Source organism: Hymenobacter cheonanensis (assembly GCF_030581075.1).
GTDB lineage: Bacteria > Bacteroidota > Bacteroidia > Cytophagales > Hymenobacteraceae > Hymenobacter.
Genome location: NZ_JAUQSW010000009.1, coordinates 191506 through 205771, shown reverse-complemented (window position 1 = coordinate 205771; position 14266 = coordinate 191506). Strand labels below are relative to the sequence as shown.

At 60.0% G+C, this 14266-nt stretch carries 12 protein-coding genes and 1 pseudogene; 9 read left to right on the top strand and 4 right to left on the bottom strand.

The features are described 5' to 3' along the window. The first annotated feature begins 175 nt into the window (after positions 1 to 175). The 3 genes and pseudogenes from Q5H89_RS17225 (at position 176) to recQ (ending at position 4342) form a co-directional block, all read left to right on the top strand. Positions 176 to 1339, top strand: coding sequence for an alpha/beta hydrolase (locus tag Q5H89_RS17225; protein WP_305020581.1), 1164 nt, complete (start codon positions 176 to 178; stop codon positions 1337 to 1339). Positions 1340 to 1585: 246 nt separating this feature from the next. Next, positions 1586 to 1978, top strand: a pseudogene (locus tag Q5H89_RS23305) (endonuclease domain-containing protein); the annotation flags it as partial. Between the two features lie 102 nt (positions 1979 to 2080). After that, a complete protein-coding gene (gene recQ / locus Q5H89_RS17220; protein WP_305020580.1) occupies positions 2081 to 4342 on the top strand; it encodes a DNA helicase RecQ in 2262 nt (753 codons plus the stop codon). Here the strand turns inward: recQ and Q5H89_RS17215 are convergent, their stop codons facing one another. Further along, positions 4343 to 5146, bottom strand: coding sequence for a formylglycine-generating enzyme family protein (locus Q5H89_RS17215; RefSeq protein WP_305020579.1), 804 nt, complete (start codon positions 5144 to 5146; stop codon positions 4343 to 4345). It lies immediately after the preceding gene. Between the two features lie 316 nt (positions 5147 to 5462). On the opposite strand from Q5H89_RS17215, the gene Q5H89_RS17210 reads away from it, so the two are divergent. The 4 genes from Q5H89_RS17210 to Q5H89_RS17195 all read left to right on the top strand — a co-directional run bounded on the left by Q5H89_RS17210 (position 5463) and on the right by Q5H89_RS17195 (position 8894). Next, positions 5463 to 6137, top strand: coding sequence for a DUF2306 domain-containing protein (locus Q5H89_RS17210; protein WP_305020578.1), 675 nt, complete (start codon positions 5463 to 5465; stop codon positions 6135 to 6137). After that, a complete protein-coding gene (locus Q5H89_RS17205) occupies positions 6134 to 6976 on the top strand; it encodes a hypothetical protein (protein ID WP_305020577.1) in 843 nt (280 codons plus the stop codon). The genes Q5H89_RS17210 and Q5H89_RS17205 overlap by 4 nt, the downstream gene beginning before the upstream one ends. An 18-nt stretch (positions 6977 to 6994) precedes the next feature. Beyond that, positions 6995 to 7876: a hypothetical protein gene (locus Q5H89_RS17200; RefSeq protein WP_305020576.1), complete on the top strand. Its 882-nt coding sequence runs from the start codon at positions 6995 to 6997 to the stop codon at positions 7874 to 7876. 211 nt (positions 7877 to 8087) lie between these two features. Then, positions 8088 to 8894 (top strand): XRE family transcriptional regulator, encoded by an 807-nt coding sequence (locus Q5H89_RS17195; protein WP_305020575.1) that lies wholly within the window; start codon positions 8088 to 8090, stop codon positions 8892 to 8894. Positions 8895 to 9043: 149 nt separating this feature from the next. Here the strand turns inward: Q5H89_RS17195 and Q5H89_RS17190 are convergent, their stop codons facing one another. The 3 genes from Q5H89_RS17190 to Q5H89_RS17180 form a co-directional block, all read right to left on the bottom strand. Then, positions 9044 to 10780, bottom strand: coding sequence for a phospho-sugar mutase (locus Q5H89_RS17190; protein WP_305020574.1), 1737 nt, complete (start codon positions 10778 to 10780; stop codon positions 9044 to 9046). A gap of 118 nt (positions 10781 to 10898) precedes the next feature. Beyond that, positions 10899 to 11387, bottom strand: a complete 489-nt coding sequence (locus Q5H89_RS17185) for a hypothetical protein (RefSeq protein ID WP_305020573.1) — start codon at positions 11385 to 11387, stop codon at positions 10899 to 10901. 105 nt (positions 11388 to 11492) lie between these two features. After that, on the bottom strand, positions 11493 to 11924 hold the full coding sequence (locus Q5H89_RS17180; RefSeq protein WP_305020572.1) for an OsmC family peroxiredoxin: 432 nt from the start codon (positions 11922 to 11924) through the stop codon (positions 11493 to 11495). A 241-nt stretch (positions 11925 to 12165) separates the two neighbouring features. Here Q5H89_RS17180 and Q5H89_RS17175 point away from each other — a divergent pair, with 241 nt between their 5' ends. Together Q5H89_RS17175 and Q5H89_RS17170 are read left to right on the top strand one after the other, a co-directional pair. Next, positions 12166 to 13659, top strand: coding sequence for a GH3 auxin-responsive promoter family protein (locus tag Q5H89_RS17175; protein WP_305020571.1), 1494 nt, complete (start codon positions 12166 to 12168; stop codon positions 13657 to 13659). A 90-nt stretch (positions 13660 to 13749) separates the two neighbouring features. Continuing rightward, positions 13750 to 14244, top strand: coding sequence for a hypothetical protein (locus Q5H89_RS17170; RefSeq protein ID WP_305020570.1), 495 nt, complete (start codon positions 13750 to 13752; stop codon positions 14242 to 14244). Positions 14245 to 14266: the final 22 nt, after the last annotated feature.

The following is a 14266-nucleotide window of genomic DNA, read 5'->3' as shown; positions in this document are numbered from 1 at the left end:
ACCGGAGTACGGCGTGGCTTAGGCGTTGACTCCGTGTAGGTAAGCCAAGGCGTTACCAACTAAAAAGCAGCTGAAAGCAGGCGAGTAATTTGCTTGCTTTCAGCTGTTTTTCGTATCCATTAGCGGCTGCGGGCCGTAAGGGACAGCTCAATTAGTCACTACTTTCTCATTTACCATGCGCCTTACCTGGACAAACGCCGCCGCCCGCTGGGCCGCCCCGGCCGCCGCCCTAGCCCTGCTCGCTTCGTGCAGCAGCAGCCAAACCACCGAAACCACTACTTCTGCTGCGGCCAACGACTCGACGGCTACCGCCACCAAGCCCGCTGCCGACAGCTCGGCTGCTGGCCGGGCAATGGCCGTGAAGCCCAGCGGCGCCAAGCCCGCCTGGGGCCCCGACCTGCACCCCGAGATGCAGACCGTTATCGAGCAGCTCACGGCTATGAGCGGCCCCACGCCAATGGCTAAAATGACGCCACAGGAAGCCCGCAAGGCCCCTAGCGCCACCGATGCCACAATGGCCGTGATGCAGAAATTCAATATCCCCACGCCGCCCGCCACCGCCGATACGATGAGCCGCGTGCTGATGCCCGGCGTGAAGGTGCGCATCTACACGCCCAAGGGCGCTACGGGCACGCTGCCGGTTATCGTGTATTACCATGGTGGCGGCTGGGTTATTGCTAACCTCGACACCTACGACCCATCGGTGCGCGCCCTAGTTGAACAAACGGGTGCTATTATCGTGTCGGTAGCTTATCGCCAGGGGCCGGAGCATAAATTTCCGACCGCCCACAACGACAGCTTCGCTGCTTACCAGTGGACGCTCAAAAACGCTGCTAGTTTCAAGGGCGACCCCGCTCGCGTAGCCGTGGCCGGCGAGAGCGCCGGCGGCAACCTGGCCTGCGCCGTGAGCATGATGGCCCGCGACAAAAAGGTGCAAATGCCCAAACACCAGCTGCTCGTGTACCCCATTGCGGGCTACGACCTGAACACGCCTTCGTACCTGGCCAATACCCAGACCAAGCCGCTCAACAAAGACCTGATGGCGTGGTTCTTCAAATACTATCTGCGCACCCCCGCCGATGGCAAGAGCCCGCTGATTGACCTCGTGCACGCCAACCTGAAGGGCCTGCCGCCCACTACCCTCATCACCGACCAGTACGACCCGCTGATGAGCGAGGGTAAGATGCTGGCCGATAACCTCCAGAAGGCCGGCGTGACCGTAAAATACCAGAACTACGACGGCGTAACCCACGAGTTCTTCGGCATGGCCGCCGTGGTGCCCGAGGCCAAGCAGGCCCAGGCCCTGGCAAGCGGCGAGCTGAAAAGCGCGCTGAAGTAAGCAGGTTCACCTGGTGCTTACCTCACCCCCCGGCCCCCTCTCCTGCGGAGAGGGGGAGCCTAATGACAAATAGCGTAGTAAAAAATAAAAGAGGCTTTCAGCATTTGCTGAAAGCCTCTTTTTGGTTGTACAGCAACCGCATACCAATGCCGTGGCTCCCCTCTCCGCAGGAGAGGGGGCCGGGGGGTGAGGTGAGCGCCGGGCGAGCCCGCCACTTTTCCCGGACTGGGTTTTATCTTGCTACTTATGCAGGAGCCAGCGTCAATTCCCAGCCCTGGCGAAGTAGCTACCTACGTCTTCACGGCGGAAGGCCAGCCCTGGCGTAAGAATCTAAAGGAATATGCCCGTCATAACCGGCACAATGCTACCAAAGCCGAAGTCTGCCTGTGGCAAGCCTTGCGCAATTCCCGGCTAGGCGTTCGCTTTCGCCGCCAGCACGCTATTGGTTCCTACATCGTAGATTTTATTTGTATAAAATCTTCCCTCACCATCGAGCTAGACGGTGAGGTACACTACGAAGATTCGCAAGCTGAATATGACCGGGGCCGCACCCACGTGCTGAAGGAATTAGGCTACCGCGAATTGCGTTTCACCAACCACCAAGTCCTGCACCACCTCCCACAGGTGCTAATTACGATACAAGAGTACTTAAATTGCCAAAGCCCGCCCGCCCCAGAGTCGTCAGGCTCCCCCTCTCCTGCGGAGAGGGGGCCGGGGGGTGAGGTACCCCGCCCAAACGATATGTCCGCCCTCACCACCGCCTCCACCGTTTCCCTCACCGCCGCCCGCCAGGCGCTTAAGCGCTACTATGGCTACGATAATTTTCGGCCCATGCAGGGCGATATTATCCAGAGCATTCTGGGCGGCCAGGACACGGTGGTGCTCATGCCCACGGGCGGCGGCAAGTCGGTCTGCTTTCAGATTCCGGCCGTGGTGAGCGAGGGCGTGTGCGTGGTGGTGTCGCCGCTCATCGCCCTCATGAAAGACCAGGTGGAGGCCCTGAAAGCCAACGGCATCGTGGCCGCGTACATCAACAGCAGCGTGGGCCAGAGCGAGGCCACCGACATCACGCGGGCCGCCCTCAGCGGGCACCTCAAGCTGCTCTACGTGAGCCCCGAAAAGCTGCTGAGCGACGGCTTCATGCAGTTTCTCACCAGGGTCAACGTCAGCATGTTTGCCATTGATGAGGCGCACTGTATTTCGAGCTGGGGCCACGATTTCCGGCCTGAGTACACCCAGCTAGGCGCCTTGCGGCAGCACTTTCCGAGCACGCCCATCATCGCGCTTACGGCTACGGCCGACCGCCTCACGCAGCGCGACATCAAGACCCAGCTCAACCTGCACGAGCCGCAGGTGTTCCTTTCCAGCTTCGACCGGCCCAATATCAATTTGGTGGTGCGCCCCGGCCAGGACCGGCTAGGGCAGATGCTCGACTTCATTGCCCGCCACCCCGGCGACGCGGGCATCATCTACTGCCTCTCGCGTAAAACTTGCGAGACGGTGGCCCAAAAGCTTCAGCAGAAGGGCATTAAGGCCGGCTACTACCACGCCGGCATGACGCCCAACCAGCGCGCCGACGCCCAGGAGAAATTCTTGCAGGATGACTTGCAGGTTATCGTAGCTACCATCGCCTTCGGCATGGGCATCGACAAGAGCAACGTGCGCTGGGTGATGCACTACAACCTGCCCAAAAACATCGAAGGCTACTACCAGGAAATCGGCCGCGCCGGCCGCGATGGTAGCCCCGCCACGGCCATGCTGTTTTACAGCTTCGCCGATGTGATGTCGATGCGCGAGATGGTGACCAAGGACGTGCCCCAGCGCCAGGCCCAGCTCAACACCGCCAAGCTCGAACGCATGCAGCAGTTTGCCGAGGCCGCCAGCTGCCGCCGCCGCATTTTGCTGCACTATTTTAGTGAAGACCTGGGCCACGACTGCGGCAACTGCGACATCTGCCGCAACCCGCCCACTACCTTCGATGGTACGCTGCTGGCCCAGAAGGCGCTCTCGGGCAGCGCCCGCGCCCAGCAGCGCGTGGCGATAAATTTACTCATTGATATTCTGCGCGGTATGCGCAACCAGGCCGTGCTGCAAGGCGGCTACGACCAGCTCAAAACCTACGGCGCGGGCCAGGATTTGCCCTACCTCGATTGGTACAGCTACATCCACCAGATGCTGAACGACGGCCTGTTCTACATCGCCTACGAGGAAGGCTACGCCCTGAAAATAACCGAGCGCGGCCAGCAGGTGCTCAAGGGCCAGCTGCCGGTATCGCTCAAGAAATTCCAGGTGGCCGAAAAGGCCGAGAAGCAAACCCGCGCCAGCAAAAAAGCCGCTGCCGAAGCCGCCGTGGCTGGCGCCGGCACGCCCGAGGCCAGGCTCTTCGAGCGCCTGCGCCAGCTCCGCAAGCGCATTGCCGACGAGCAGGGTGTGCCGCCCTACGTGGTCTTTACCGATACCACACTCCAGGAAATGGCCCGCGAGCAGCCCACCAGCCGCATCGCCATGCTCTCGGTGTCGGGCGTGGGCATGAAGAAATTTGAAACCTACGGCGAGGCGTTTATCGAAGCCATTTTGCAGCACGGCCCCGCTAGGCCCGTGCCTGAAGCCACGGACGACTCGCTAAATGTGCCGCCTTTCAACGAGGACGAGTACGTGCCCGCGCCCCGCTCGGCGACCCCCAAGGCCGCCGACGGCGCCGTAAACGGCACCGAGGATACTACTTTTCAACTGCACCGCCAGGGCCTCAGCCCCGAGCAGATTGCCGAGCAGCGCGGCCTGGTGGTGGGCACCGTGCGCGCCCACCTCGAGCGCGCCTACGCCAAGGGCCTCGACCTGCGCCTGCACGAATTTCTCTCCGATTCGCAGCTGGCCGAAATTGCCGCCGCCCGCGCCCAGCTAGGGGGCGCGCCCGCCCTGCGCGACCTCTTCGACCACCTGCGCGAGAAGTACGACTACTTCCAGCTGCGGCTGGCAAGCATTAAAGCGCAGCGCGGGCGGTAGTCAGGGGGTGGGCCTGCTTACCGTGGCCGCCGCCCGGAACCCAATGTGGGGAGCCGGGCCCGCATAAGTGCCGCGCGCGGCAATGCGGCAGTCGCTCAGCGCGTCGCGGTAGCTGCCGCCCTTGGTAACGCCTTTTTCCTGCACAAGCTCGGCCGCGTTGCCTAGCAGCTGATAAAGCCCATAATAATTTACCGGCCGCTGGTAAACGTAGCCCGGGGTTTGGCTGCGCAGAAAGTAAGGCGCCTCCCGGGCACAAGTAATAACAGCCAGCGTAGGACGGGTTTTATTATAGGCAATAATATCCGCCTGAATTTCGGCTACCGGCTTGGTGCTGCCCGACCTTTGGCGCAGGTAAGCGGCGGCAGCTGGCACCAGCTGCACCGGCAGGGTGGGGCAGGCCGTGCCGAAAGGCAGCTTGCTTTGCAGCGCAGCGGCGGCTTCCCATTCCCGCTCCGTCGGGAGCCGGTAGCGGCAGCGCACATAAGCCGGGTTGAGCGAGTCGGCCAGGGCTACGTGGTTTCGTTGGTTGAGCAACGCAGTGACCACCTGGCTGCGCCATTTACAAAAAGCCTGCGCTTGCTCATAGCTGATTCCTACCACCGGGTAATAGGTATAGAAACGGTTGGTATAGTAGTCCGGCACGGGCTGCGCCGCCGCGCTGGGGGCTAGCGCGGCGGCGGGCACCCCGGCTTTTACTTGCTGCAGCTCGTATTGCCGCCACTCCTGGTTGGAGATTTCGGCCTCGTCAAGCCAAGCGTTCGCATTGTCAACCCACACGGCCCCGGGCGGATAAGGGCTTTTCATGCTACGGAAAGGCTCATGCAGTTCGGGTAAGCGGAACGTGTCGGTGCAGGCTTTATGCTCAAACCGAAGAACCCGGTAATCCGGCCATTGCACGGAAGAAGCCGGCAAGCTGTCGCTCAGCAAGCGCTGGCCGGTAGTGGCGCTGTAAAGCCCGGGCTGGTAGCTGGAAGGGGTAGTAGCCGCATTATAAACGGTGCAGCCACTGAACAGGGTGCCCAAAAAGAAGCCGTAGCGTAGGAGTTGCTTCAAGATATGCCGTGCTTTACTGGGTGAGGTAGCGCGAGTTTAGCGCAATATTGCGCCAAACTTTGTGGCTATGCTGCGCAAATTTCTGCTAGCCCTCGCCGCCCTGCTCATCGCTGCCTTCGCGGCCCTGATGCTCACCAAAACGCTGCCCTACTACTCCTTCGAGAAGGGCATCAGCTTCCTCACCACCAAAAGCGACGAAACCAACGACAACCCGTGGTTTCGGCTGGGATTCTACGTGCACATTACCACGAGCCTGGGGGTGCTGGTGCTGGGCCTGCTGCAATGGCTGCCGGGAGTAGCCAGCCGGGGGCCGCGCCTGCACCGCCGGCTGGGCTACGGCTACGTGGGTGGCATTCTGGGGCTGGCCGCGCCCTCGGGCCTCGTGCTGGCGCGCTTTGCCAATGGCGGGCTGGTGGCGCAGGTGGGCTTCTCGCTGCAATGCCTGGTGTGGTGGCTGGCCACCTGGGCGGCCTACCGCGCCGCCCGCCGCCGGCAGTGGCCCCGGCACGTAGAGTGGCAGGTGCGCTCCTATGCCGTGACGCTGGCCGCGCTGGCCCTGCGCGGCGAGAGTTATCTTATGTACTACGCCTTCCATACCAAGCCGATAGAGACGTACCTGACAGTGACCTGGCTTTCGTGGGTGGGCAACCTGATTCTGGCCGAAGTGCTGCTGGAGCTGGGCCTGGGCCGGTATTTTCTGCGGGAAATAATGAGGAGGTTACGACCTAATTTGGCGGCATGAAAAAGTTGTTAATGGCCGGGCTGGCGCTGAGTACGGCGTGTAAGTCTGGCTCGGGAGAGACGCAGAAAATAGCCGCAAAAGCTGCTCCGGGCAGCGGCAGCCAGTCGCCGCCGGCCGTGGCCGCCGCTGCCATTAGCTCGGATAGCGCGCTCACACCCAATGCGTTGGCAATGCTGCGCCGATACGACTTATCGCCCCTGTGGGCCAACCAGACGGAGATGATGAAAACCCATCCAACCCTGGAAGGATTTTACGGCCCTGCTTATTACCGTATCTCCTTCTACTTCAGCAGCGTGCGGCGCGATGCCCGGCAGCCCAATGTATTTCATGTTGAGGGCCTCGACCGTTATAAGCGGGTAATTACGCCCTTTGTGGGTACCATTACGGTGCAATCGGTGCGGCCTTTTACCAAGGCGATGTTTGCGGATTTGGATTCGACCGGGCGGGCCTTCACGGCGGCCGGCCGGTTTGAGTTTGCCGAAGACCCCGCTACCAAAGGTGCGGGCCGCTACGCTGGCCAGGCCCTGCTGGACTTTAGCCTCGATGCGCAGGGGCACCTCGACCACGCAATCCAGTTAGTTGGTCCGGATAATGAAAACCCCACCAAAGGCTGCGGCTTGCTCTTTCGCGGCACGCAGGTCAGCAACAAAACCGGCCAGCGCCACTCCGTAGCCTTCGCCAATTATTACGGAGCCGTAGTGCCCCAGGCACTTAAGAGCCTGGGCCTGGGCGACCGCAGCGAGGAAGTCAACCCTAATCTGGCCAAGCTAGGCTGGAACGAGGCCTGGGAAAACGACGAGTGGTGGGCCAAATCGCCCAAGCCTGGCCTGGCCCTGTGAGCTATGAGAAAACAGCTTATGCTCTTCGCGCTGGCTTGTGCCGGCGTCGCCTGCCAGCCGCAAGCCGCTCAAACCACCGCCGCAACGGTTCCTCCCAAAGAGCCGTCGGCCATTGCCCAGCCGGCTAACCCGCTTGCCGCCACCCAGCCAACACTAGCCACACTCGCCGATTCGCTGACGCCAGAGATGCAGGCCACCCTGCGGCGCGTCGATTTAAGTAGCTTGTGGAAGAAGGCTGGGGTGCTAGACGGCTTCTTCGGCCGCGACCCGCAGCGGCTGTCGCTAGTCATTTTGCAGGCCGCACGCGATAGCCTTAAGCCGGGCCTTTTTCACGTAGCTGGCAAGGCGCGCTACAAAAAGCAAGTAAGTAGCTTTGTTGGGCTAATTCAGGTAGCACAACTAACTGATTATTATGAGCAAGGAATGTTGCTTTCGCAAGGCGATGATGACTTGGCTTACGTGGCAGATAGCACCAACGAAGCCGGCGGTTACATCGCTAACGCACGTGCCTATTCAGCCAGCTCCTCATTTGAATTTACCGGCGCCGCGCCATCATCCTACCTACTTGCCGGGCGGATGCTGCTGGACTTTTGGTTGAATGACAAAGGAAAAATCGGCTTTATGAATGCGCCAGCCGAAGGCCAGATTCTGGAAAAAAGCCCAACCAAAGGCAGTGCGCTGGTGGTAAAAGGAAATTGGCAAGATGTGCCCGGTAAGCCGGCGAAACCATTTCTGCTTAGCCGCGACATCTTTTTACTTTCCCCAAGTCTTATCGCTGATTTTGGCATCGGCGACCGCGGCGCGCAGGTAAACCCAAAATATGTTAAGCAAGGCTGGCGTAATTATTGGGAAAACGATGAGTGGTGGGCCGACTCACCCAAGCCCAGCCTGAATTTGTAAGTCCTTTCAAGGAATTTATAAAAACAGCCGCCCCTAGCCAGGGCGGCTGTTTTTGCGTCTGGTTACTCAAAATTTCATTTCCCCCAACAATTCCCACCCCGTTAGCGTTGGCAAGTCTAATGGAATTAGTAACTTGCAGCCGGTGTTGCCGATTTTGTGCGTCGCGTGCCCTCCGCGTTGGGTTTTTCATCCCCTTGTCTTTCCTACCGTTATGATTAATACCAACCTCAAGTTCTGGCGCCGCGAGCTGGGACTTACGCAAGCACAGCTGGCTGATAAACTGAATATTAAGCGCTCACTGGTGGGGGCTTATGAAGAAGGCCGTGCCGAGCCCCGCCTGGCTACGCTTGTCAACATGGCCCGGCTCTTCAATATTCCGCTCGACTCGCTAGCAACCACCGACTTTACGAAGCGCAAAAACGCTAAAACTGCCGCCGCCCTACGCGAAGCCGGCCCGCTGGTAGACACCCTGCCTGAAGACAAGCCGCTGCGGGTGCTAGCCTTCACGGTGGGCCCCGACGACAAGGAAAACATTGAACTGGTGCCTCTGAAAGCTGCCGCCGGCTACCTCAATGGCTACGCCGACCGCGAGTTTATTGAAGAGCTGCCGCGCTTCCGGTTGCCCATGCTGGCTAGCACGGGCACCTACCGTGCCTTCGAAATCGCCGGCGACTCGATGCTGCCCCTGGCCAGCGGCACCACTATCGTGGGCCGCTACGTCGACGACTGGGCCAGCATTAAGGATGGCACGCCCTGCATTGTGGTGAGCCAGAAGGACGGCATCGTTTTCAAGCGTGTGTATAACAAGCTGAAACAGAACTCGATGTTTGCCCTGCAATCTGATAACCCGCTCTATTCGCCCTACGATGTAAAAGCCGAGGACGTGCTCGAAATCTGGGAAGCCAAGAGCTACATCAGCAGCGCCTTTCCCATTGGCGGCGTGTCGCTGGAGCACCTGGCTAGCATGGTAATGGACCTCACGCAGCAAGTAAAGCAGCTGCAGTTGCAGCGGGCGTAACGGCCATTGTTTTTCCCGGAGAGAAACCAAAACGTCCGTCATGCTGAACGCAGTGAAGCAGCTCTACCGTGTCGTTGGACGGTGCGGTAGAGATGCTTCACTGCGTTCAGCATGACGGACGTTTTTATTAACGCCTGTTTTCTCGGACGCTATTTCAGCTGCATCTCTTCAATAATGCGTTGAATCTTGGCCTCTGCTTTCTTGTGCACTGGCTCATAATCAGCTATCGAGGCTAGCGGCTCTTTTACGCTGAAGTAGAACTTGATTTTGGGCTCGGTACCGCTGGGACGGGCCGAAATTTTGTCGCCGGCCGCCGTGAGGAATTGCAGCACGTTGGAGCTCTCCACGCCCGTGCTTTCTTGCTGGCCCGAGGTGAGGTGGTGAATCTGGCCGGTCTGGTAATCGCGAATTTCTACTACCGGCGAGCCAGCCAGGGTCTTGGGTGGGTTCTGGCGCAGCTCCACCATCATTTCCTGAATTTCCTCGGCACCGCGCTGGCCCTTCTTGGTCAAGGAAATAAGGTCTTCGACGTAGAGGCCATACTCAGCGTACATCTTCTGCATTTCCTGATACAGGGTGCGGCCCTGGCCCTTGGCCACAGCGGCCATCTCGGCCACGAGGGCGCAGGCCGTTACGGCATCTTTATCGCGCACAAAGTCGCCGATTAGGAAGCCGTAGCTTTCCTCGCCGCCGCAGATGTAGTTCTCCTTACCCGCCAGGTCGCGGATGAGGCCCGCGATGTATTTGAAGCCGGTGAGCGTGCGGTACGATTTTACCTGGTAGTGCTTGGCGATGTCGCCCAGGATTTCGCTCGTCACGATGGTGTACACGATGAAATCGTTGGGCTGGGCCTTACCGGCCTGCTGGCGGGCCGAGAGAATGTAGTGCGTAAGCAGCGCGGCCGTCTGGTTGCCGTTGAGCAGCACCCACTCGCCCTTGTCGTTTTTCACGCCCACGCCCACACGGTCGGCGTCGGGGTCGGTAGCCAGCACAATGTCGGCATTCTGTGCCTTGGCTTGGTCGAGGGCTAGCTGCATGGCCGATTTCTCCTCCGGGTTGGGCGACTGCACGGTGGGGAAGTTGCCGTCGGGCGTGGCCTGGGCCTGCACCACACTCACGTTGGTAAAGCCAAACTCAGCCAGCGCCGGCGGTACCAGCTTGATACCCGAGCCGTGGATGGGCGTGTACACGATGCCCAAATCGTGCTGCTGCTGAATAGCGGCGGGGTTGATGCTCAGCTTCTTGACCTCGGCCAGGTAAGCGGCGTCCACTTCCGGCCCGATGATGTGGATGCGGCTAGGGTCGCCGGCAAACTTCACCTCCTCGGGGCTCGTGATTTTGTTGACCTCCGTAATAATGTTCTTGTCGTGCGGGGCCACTACCTGCGAGCCATCGTTCCAGTACACCTTGTAGCCGTTATACTCCTTAGGGTTGTGCGAGGCCGTGATAACGCAGCCACTCTGGCAGCCCAGGTGCCGGATGGCAAACGAAAGCTCGGGCGTGGGCCGCAGGCTCTCAAACAGATACGCCGTGATGCCGTTGCCCGAAAAGATGTTCGCCACCGTTTCGGCAAACAAGCGCGAGTTGTTGCGCGAATCGTGGGCAATCGCCACTTTAATTTCCTGGTTCGGAAAGCTGATTTTCAAGTAATTGCACAAGCCCTGCGTGGCCATGCCCAGCGTGTAGCGGTTCATGCGGTTCGAGCCCGCGCCCATGATGCCGCGCAGGCCGCCGGTGCCAAACTCCAGGGTGCGGTAGAAAGCATCGTTGAGCTGGTCGTCCTGGTGCGTGTCAACGAGCTGTTTGATTTCGGCCTGGGTATCAGCATCGTAGGCGGGCGAGAGCCAGGTGTTGATGCGCTGCTGAACGTCGGGGGAGAGAGGCATGGGTGTGGGAGGTTGAAGAGGCGGATATCGGACAAAAGTAAAGACGCCGGCGGGCGTCTTTACAAGGAGTTACTCTACGATAGGGAACCCCCGAAGTTGGGCCGGGGCTAGCGCTGGGTTAGCTAGCGGCGCTGTCTTCGCGCAGCTCCACCCCGTAGCGTTTGGCAAAGCCCTCAAGCTGGCCGCGCAGCACGGCGCGGCGGCGGGTGCCCTTCACCTCGCGCATATTCAGCACATGAATGTCGCCGTCTTTGAGGCGCACCCGTAGCTGGCGGGGCAGCAGCTCCAGCATGCTCATGCTTTCGGCCGCAAATACTTGCTTGGCCCGAAACAGGCCCGCCTTATGCACCAGGTAGCCAGGCGCAAACTCGAAGTAGCTCTGGGTGCCAAAAACCGGCGCGTTGTGCACCAGAATAAAGCCCAGGTACACCACGCAGCCGGCCAGAAACACGTAGCTGAGCCAGTAAAAATCCTGGGTGTCGGGCGAGTTGCGCAGCATCAAAACTGCGTAGGCAATGGCAAAAAGGGCCAGCGAAACCTGCACCCCGAAAGAGAGGCGCGACGAGTTAGCAGGGCGTAGGCGAATGCGGGTGGTACCAGTGGGCATGGGGCAAAGCTAATTATGAGTTAAAAATTATGAGTTATGAATTAACTCGGCAGCTGCTTAAGCAACTGTGAGCCAACTCATAACTCATAATTCATAACGCATAATTTACGAAAGCCTGGCTTCCAGCGTCATTTCGGGTACCGCGCTCAGCACCTGCGACACCGGGCAGTTGGCCTTGGCAAACTCGGCGTGCTTCTGGAAATCTTCGGGCGTGATGTTGCCGCCGGTCACTTTACCCTCGGTGCTCACGTGGATTTTGGTGATTTTGGGCGGGCTCTGCGTGGGGTCGAGCGTCACGGTCGAAGTCGTGGTGATGGTGTCTACCGTGTGGCCGTGCTGGCCAAGCACATTGGTCAGGAACATGGTGTAGCAGCCGGCGTGGGCCGCGCCAATCAGCTCCTCGGGGTTGGTACCCTTCTGGCCCTCAAAGCGTGAGCCCACCGAATACTGGGCCTCCACTACGCCACTCTGGGTCGAGATGGTGCCGTGGCCCTTCATGTCGCCGTTCCAAACAGCTTTACCGCGTTGGTTAATCATATTAATCGAAAAAGAAAGTAGAAAATAGCCGCTGGCTACCCAGCCAGCGAACTGCATACGGCCGTCGGGCCTGAAAGATTTTGTTTAATTTTTAGGTTGGTAAAGCTAAACAAAAATTTCGAATGCCAGCCAGGTTTTTTTCAGGAGCAAGGCGGGCCAGGGCCACCCTGCTGCCCACCCCGGCCGGCTACCCAGTACGTGGGCTGCCTAGCCACTTGTCAGCGGGCTATTTTTGCCCTCGATGGGACTAAAAGCTACTTTGAGCCGCCCGCTGGCCGCTTATACCGTGCACCGCTACCGGCAGTGGCAGCAACGCCCTGCCGCCACCCAGCTAGCCCTGCTGCGCGCGCTGGCGCGCACGGCGGCCGGCACGGCCTTTGGCCGCGCCCACGACCTGGCGGCGGTGCGCACGCCGGCCGACTTTGCGGCTAGGGTGCCCATCCGCGACTACGAGGCCCTCAAGCCGTATTTCGACCGCGTAAAGGCCGGTGAGCCCAATATTTTGTGGCCCGGCCGGCCGCTGTACCTGGCCAAAACCAGCGGTACCACCAGCGGCGCCAAGTACATTCCGATTACCTCGGCTAGCATCGGCAACCACATCAACGGGGCCAAGGATGCGCTGCTGCACTACGTGGCCGCCACCGGCCGCAGCCGCTTTCTCGATGGCAAGCTGATTTTCCTTTCCGGCTCGCCCGAGCTGGAGCGCGTGGGCGGCATCCCGACCGGCCGGCTCTCGGGTATCGTTAACCATCACGTGCCAGCTTATTTGCGTAGAAATCAGCTGCCTAGCTACGCCACCAACTGCCTCGACGATTGGGAAACCAAGCTCGACGCCATTGTGCGGGAAACGCTAGGGCAAGAAATGACGCTCATTTCCGGCATTCCGCCCTGGGTGCAGATGTACTTCGACCGCCTCGTGGCCCGCACCGGCCGGCCGGTGGGGGAGGTGTTTCCCAATTTCAACCTCTTCGTATCGGGTGGCGTGAGCATGGGGCCCTACCGCGCCCGCCTGCTCGAAAGCATCGGCCGGCCGGTCGATAGCATCGAGCTGTTTCCAGCTTCCGAAGGCTTTCTGGCTTTCCAGGACCAGCCCGGCAACCCCGGCCTGCTGCTGCGCCTGGCCAGCGGCATCTTCTTCGAGTTTGTGCCCGCCGAGCGCTTTTTCGAAGAAAACCCGCCCCGCCTTACCATTGCCGACGTGGAGCTGGGCCAGCAATATGCCGTGGTGCTCACCTCCAATGCCGGCCTGTGGGCCTACTCGCTCGGCGACACCGTGCGCTTTGTCGATTTGCACCCGCATCGCGTGGTGGTTACGGGCCGCATCAAGCACTTTCTCTCGGCCTTCGGCGAGCACGTTATCGGCGAGGAAGTGGAAGCCGCCCTGCGCGAGGCCGTGCGCCAGCATCCCGAAGCGGAGGTCACCGAGTTTACCGTTGCCCCGTTGGTGAGCGACGACCCTGGCCAGCCCTCGCGCCACGAGTGGCTGGTTGAGTTTGCCCAGCGCCCGCGCGATGCCGCGAGCTTCGCCGCCGCGCTCGATGGGGCTTTGCGCCAGCGCAATACCTACTACGACGACCTGCGCCAGGGCAATATCCTGGTGCCGCTGCAACTCACGCCGCTGCCGGCGGGCGCGTTTCAGCGCTATATGAAAAGCGTGGGTAAGCTGGGCGGGCAGAACAAAGTGCCGCGCCTGGGTAATGACAGAGGGCTAGCCAAGGGGTTATTAAGCATCTAGCTTCACTTAGCCCACGCAACGACAATGATTTACCCAAGTCTACTACGGCCAACTGCGAGTGAGCAGCTGGTGTGTGAGACACAGATAGTTGTGGTTCCAAAAGTAGAATTACAGCTGCGGCGCTGGTCGGGCGAACCTATTGCCGATAGTTTTGGTGGTAAGCCGGTAATTGATTTTGCCGGAAGGCCAATGTTTGCAGAGTTAGCTGTATACGAGTTATTTAGGCTATCTGGCTGGGAGGCGCGCTGGATTGAAACCTACGGCGCACCCACCCAAAGTCCAAAGCATTATGTCGATTGGCACCCCAGCTTACCCAAAGAGCTGCGTAAAACCCAACTGCATCAGGCTATCGCGGATGAAGAAATGCTGACCGTGTTGCAGAAAGCGGCTGCGGCGAATGGTGGTAGCTTCGCCGGCTGCTGGGATGTACTTGGCTGGCAAGGTGATAAGCTGATTTTTGCGGAGTGCAAACGCCATCGCAAAGACAAGTTGCAGGCTACCCAGCCGCGCTGGCTGCAAGCCGGCCTAGCAGCGGGCTTGCAGCCTGAAAATTTTCTGCTGGTAGAATGGGATTTTTTGGCTTAATCCGCAAATAATCCGCAGACAT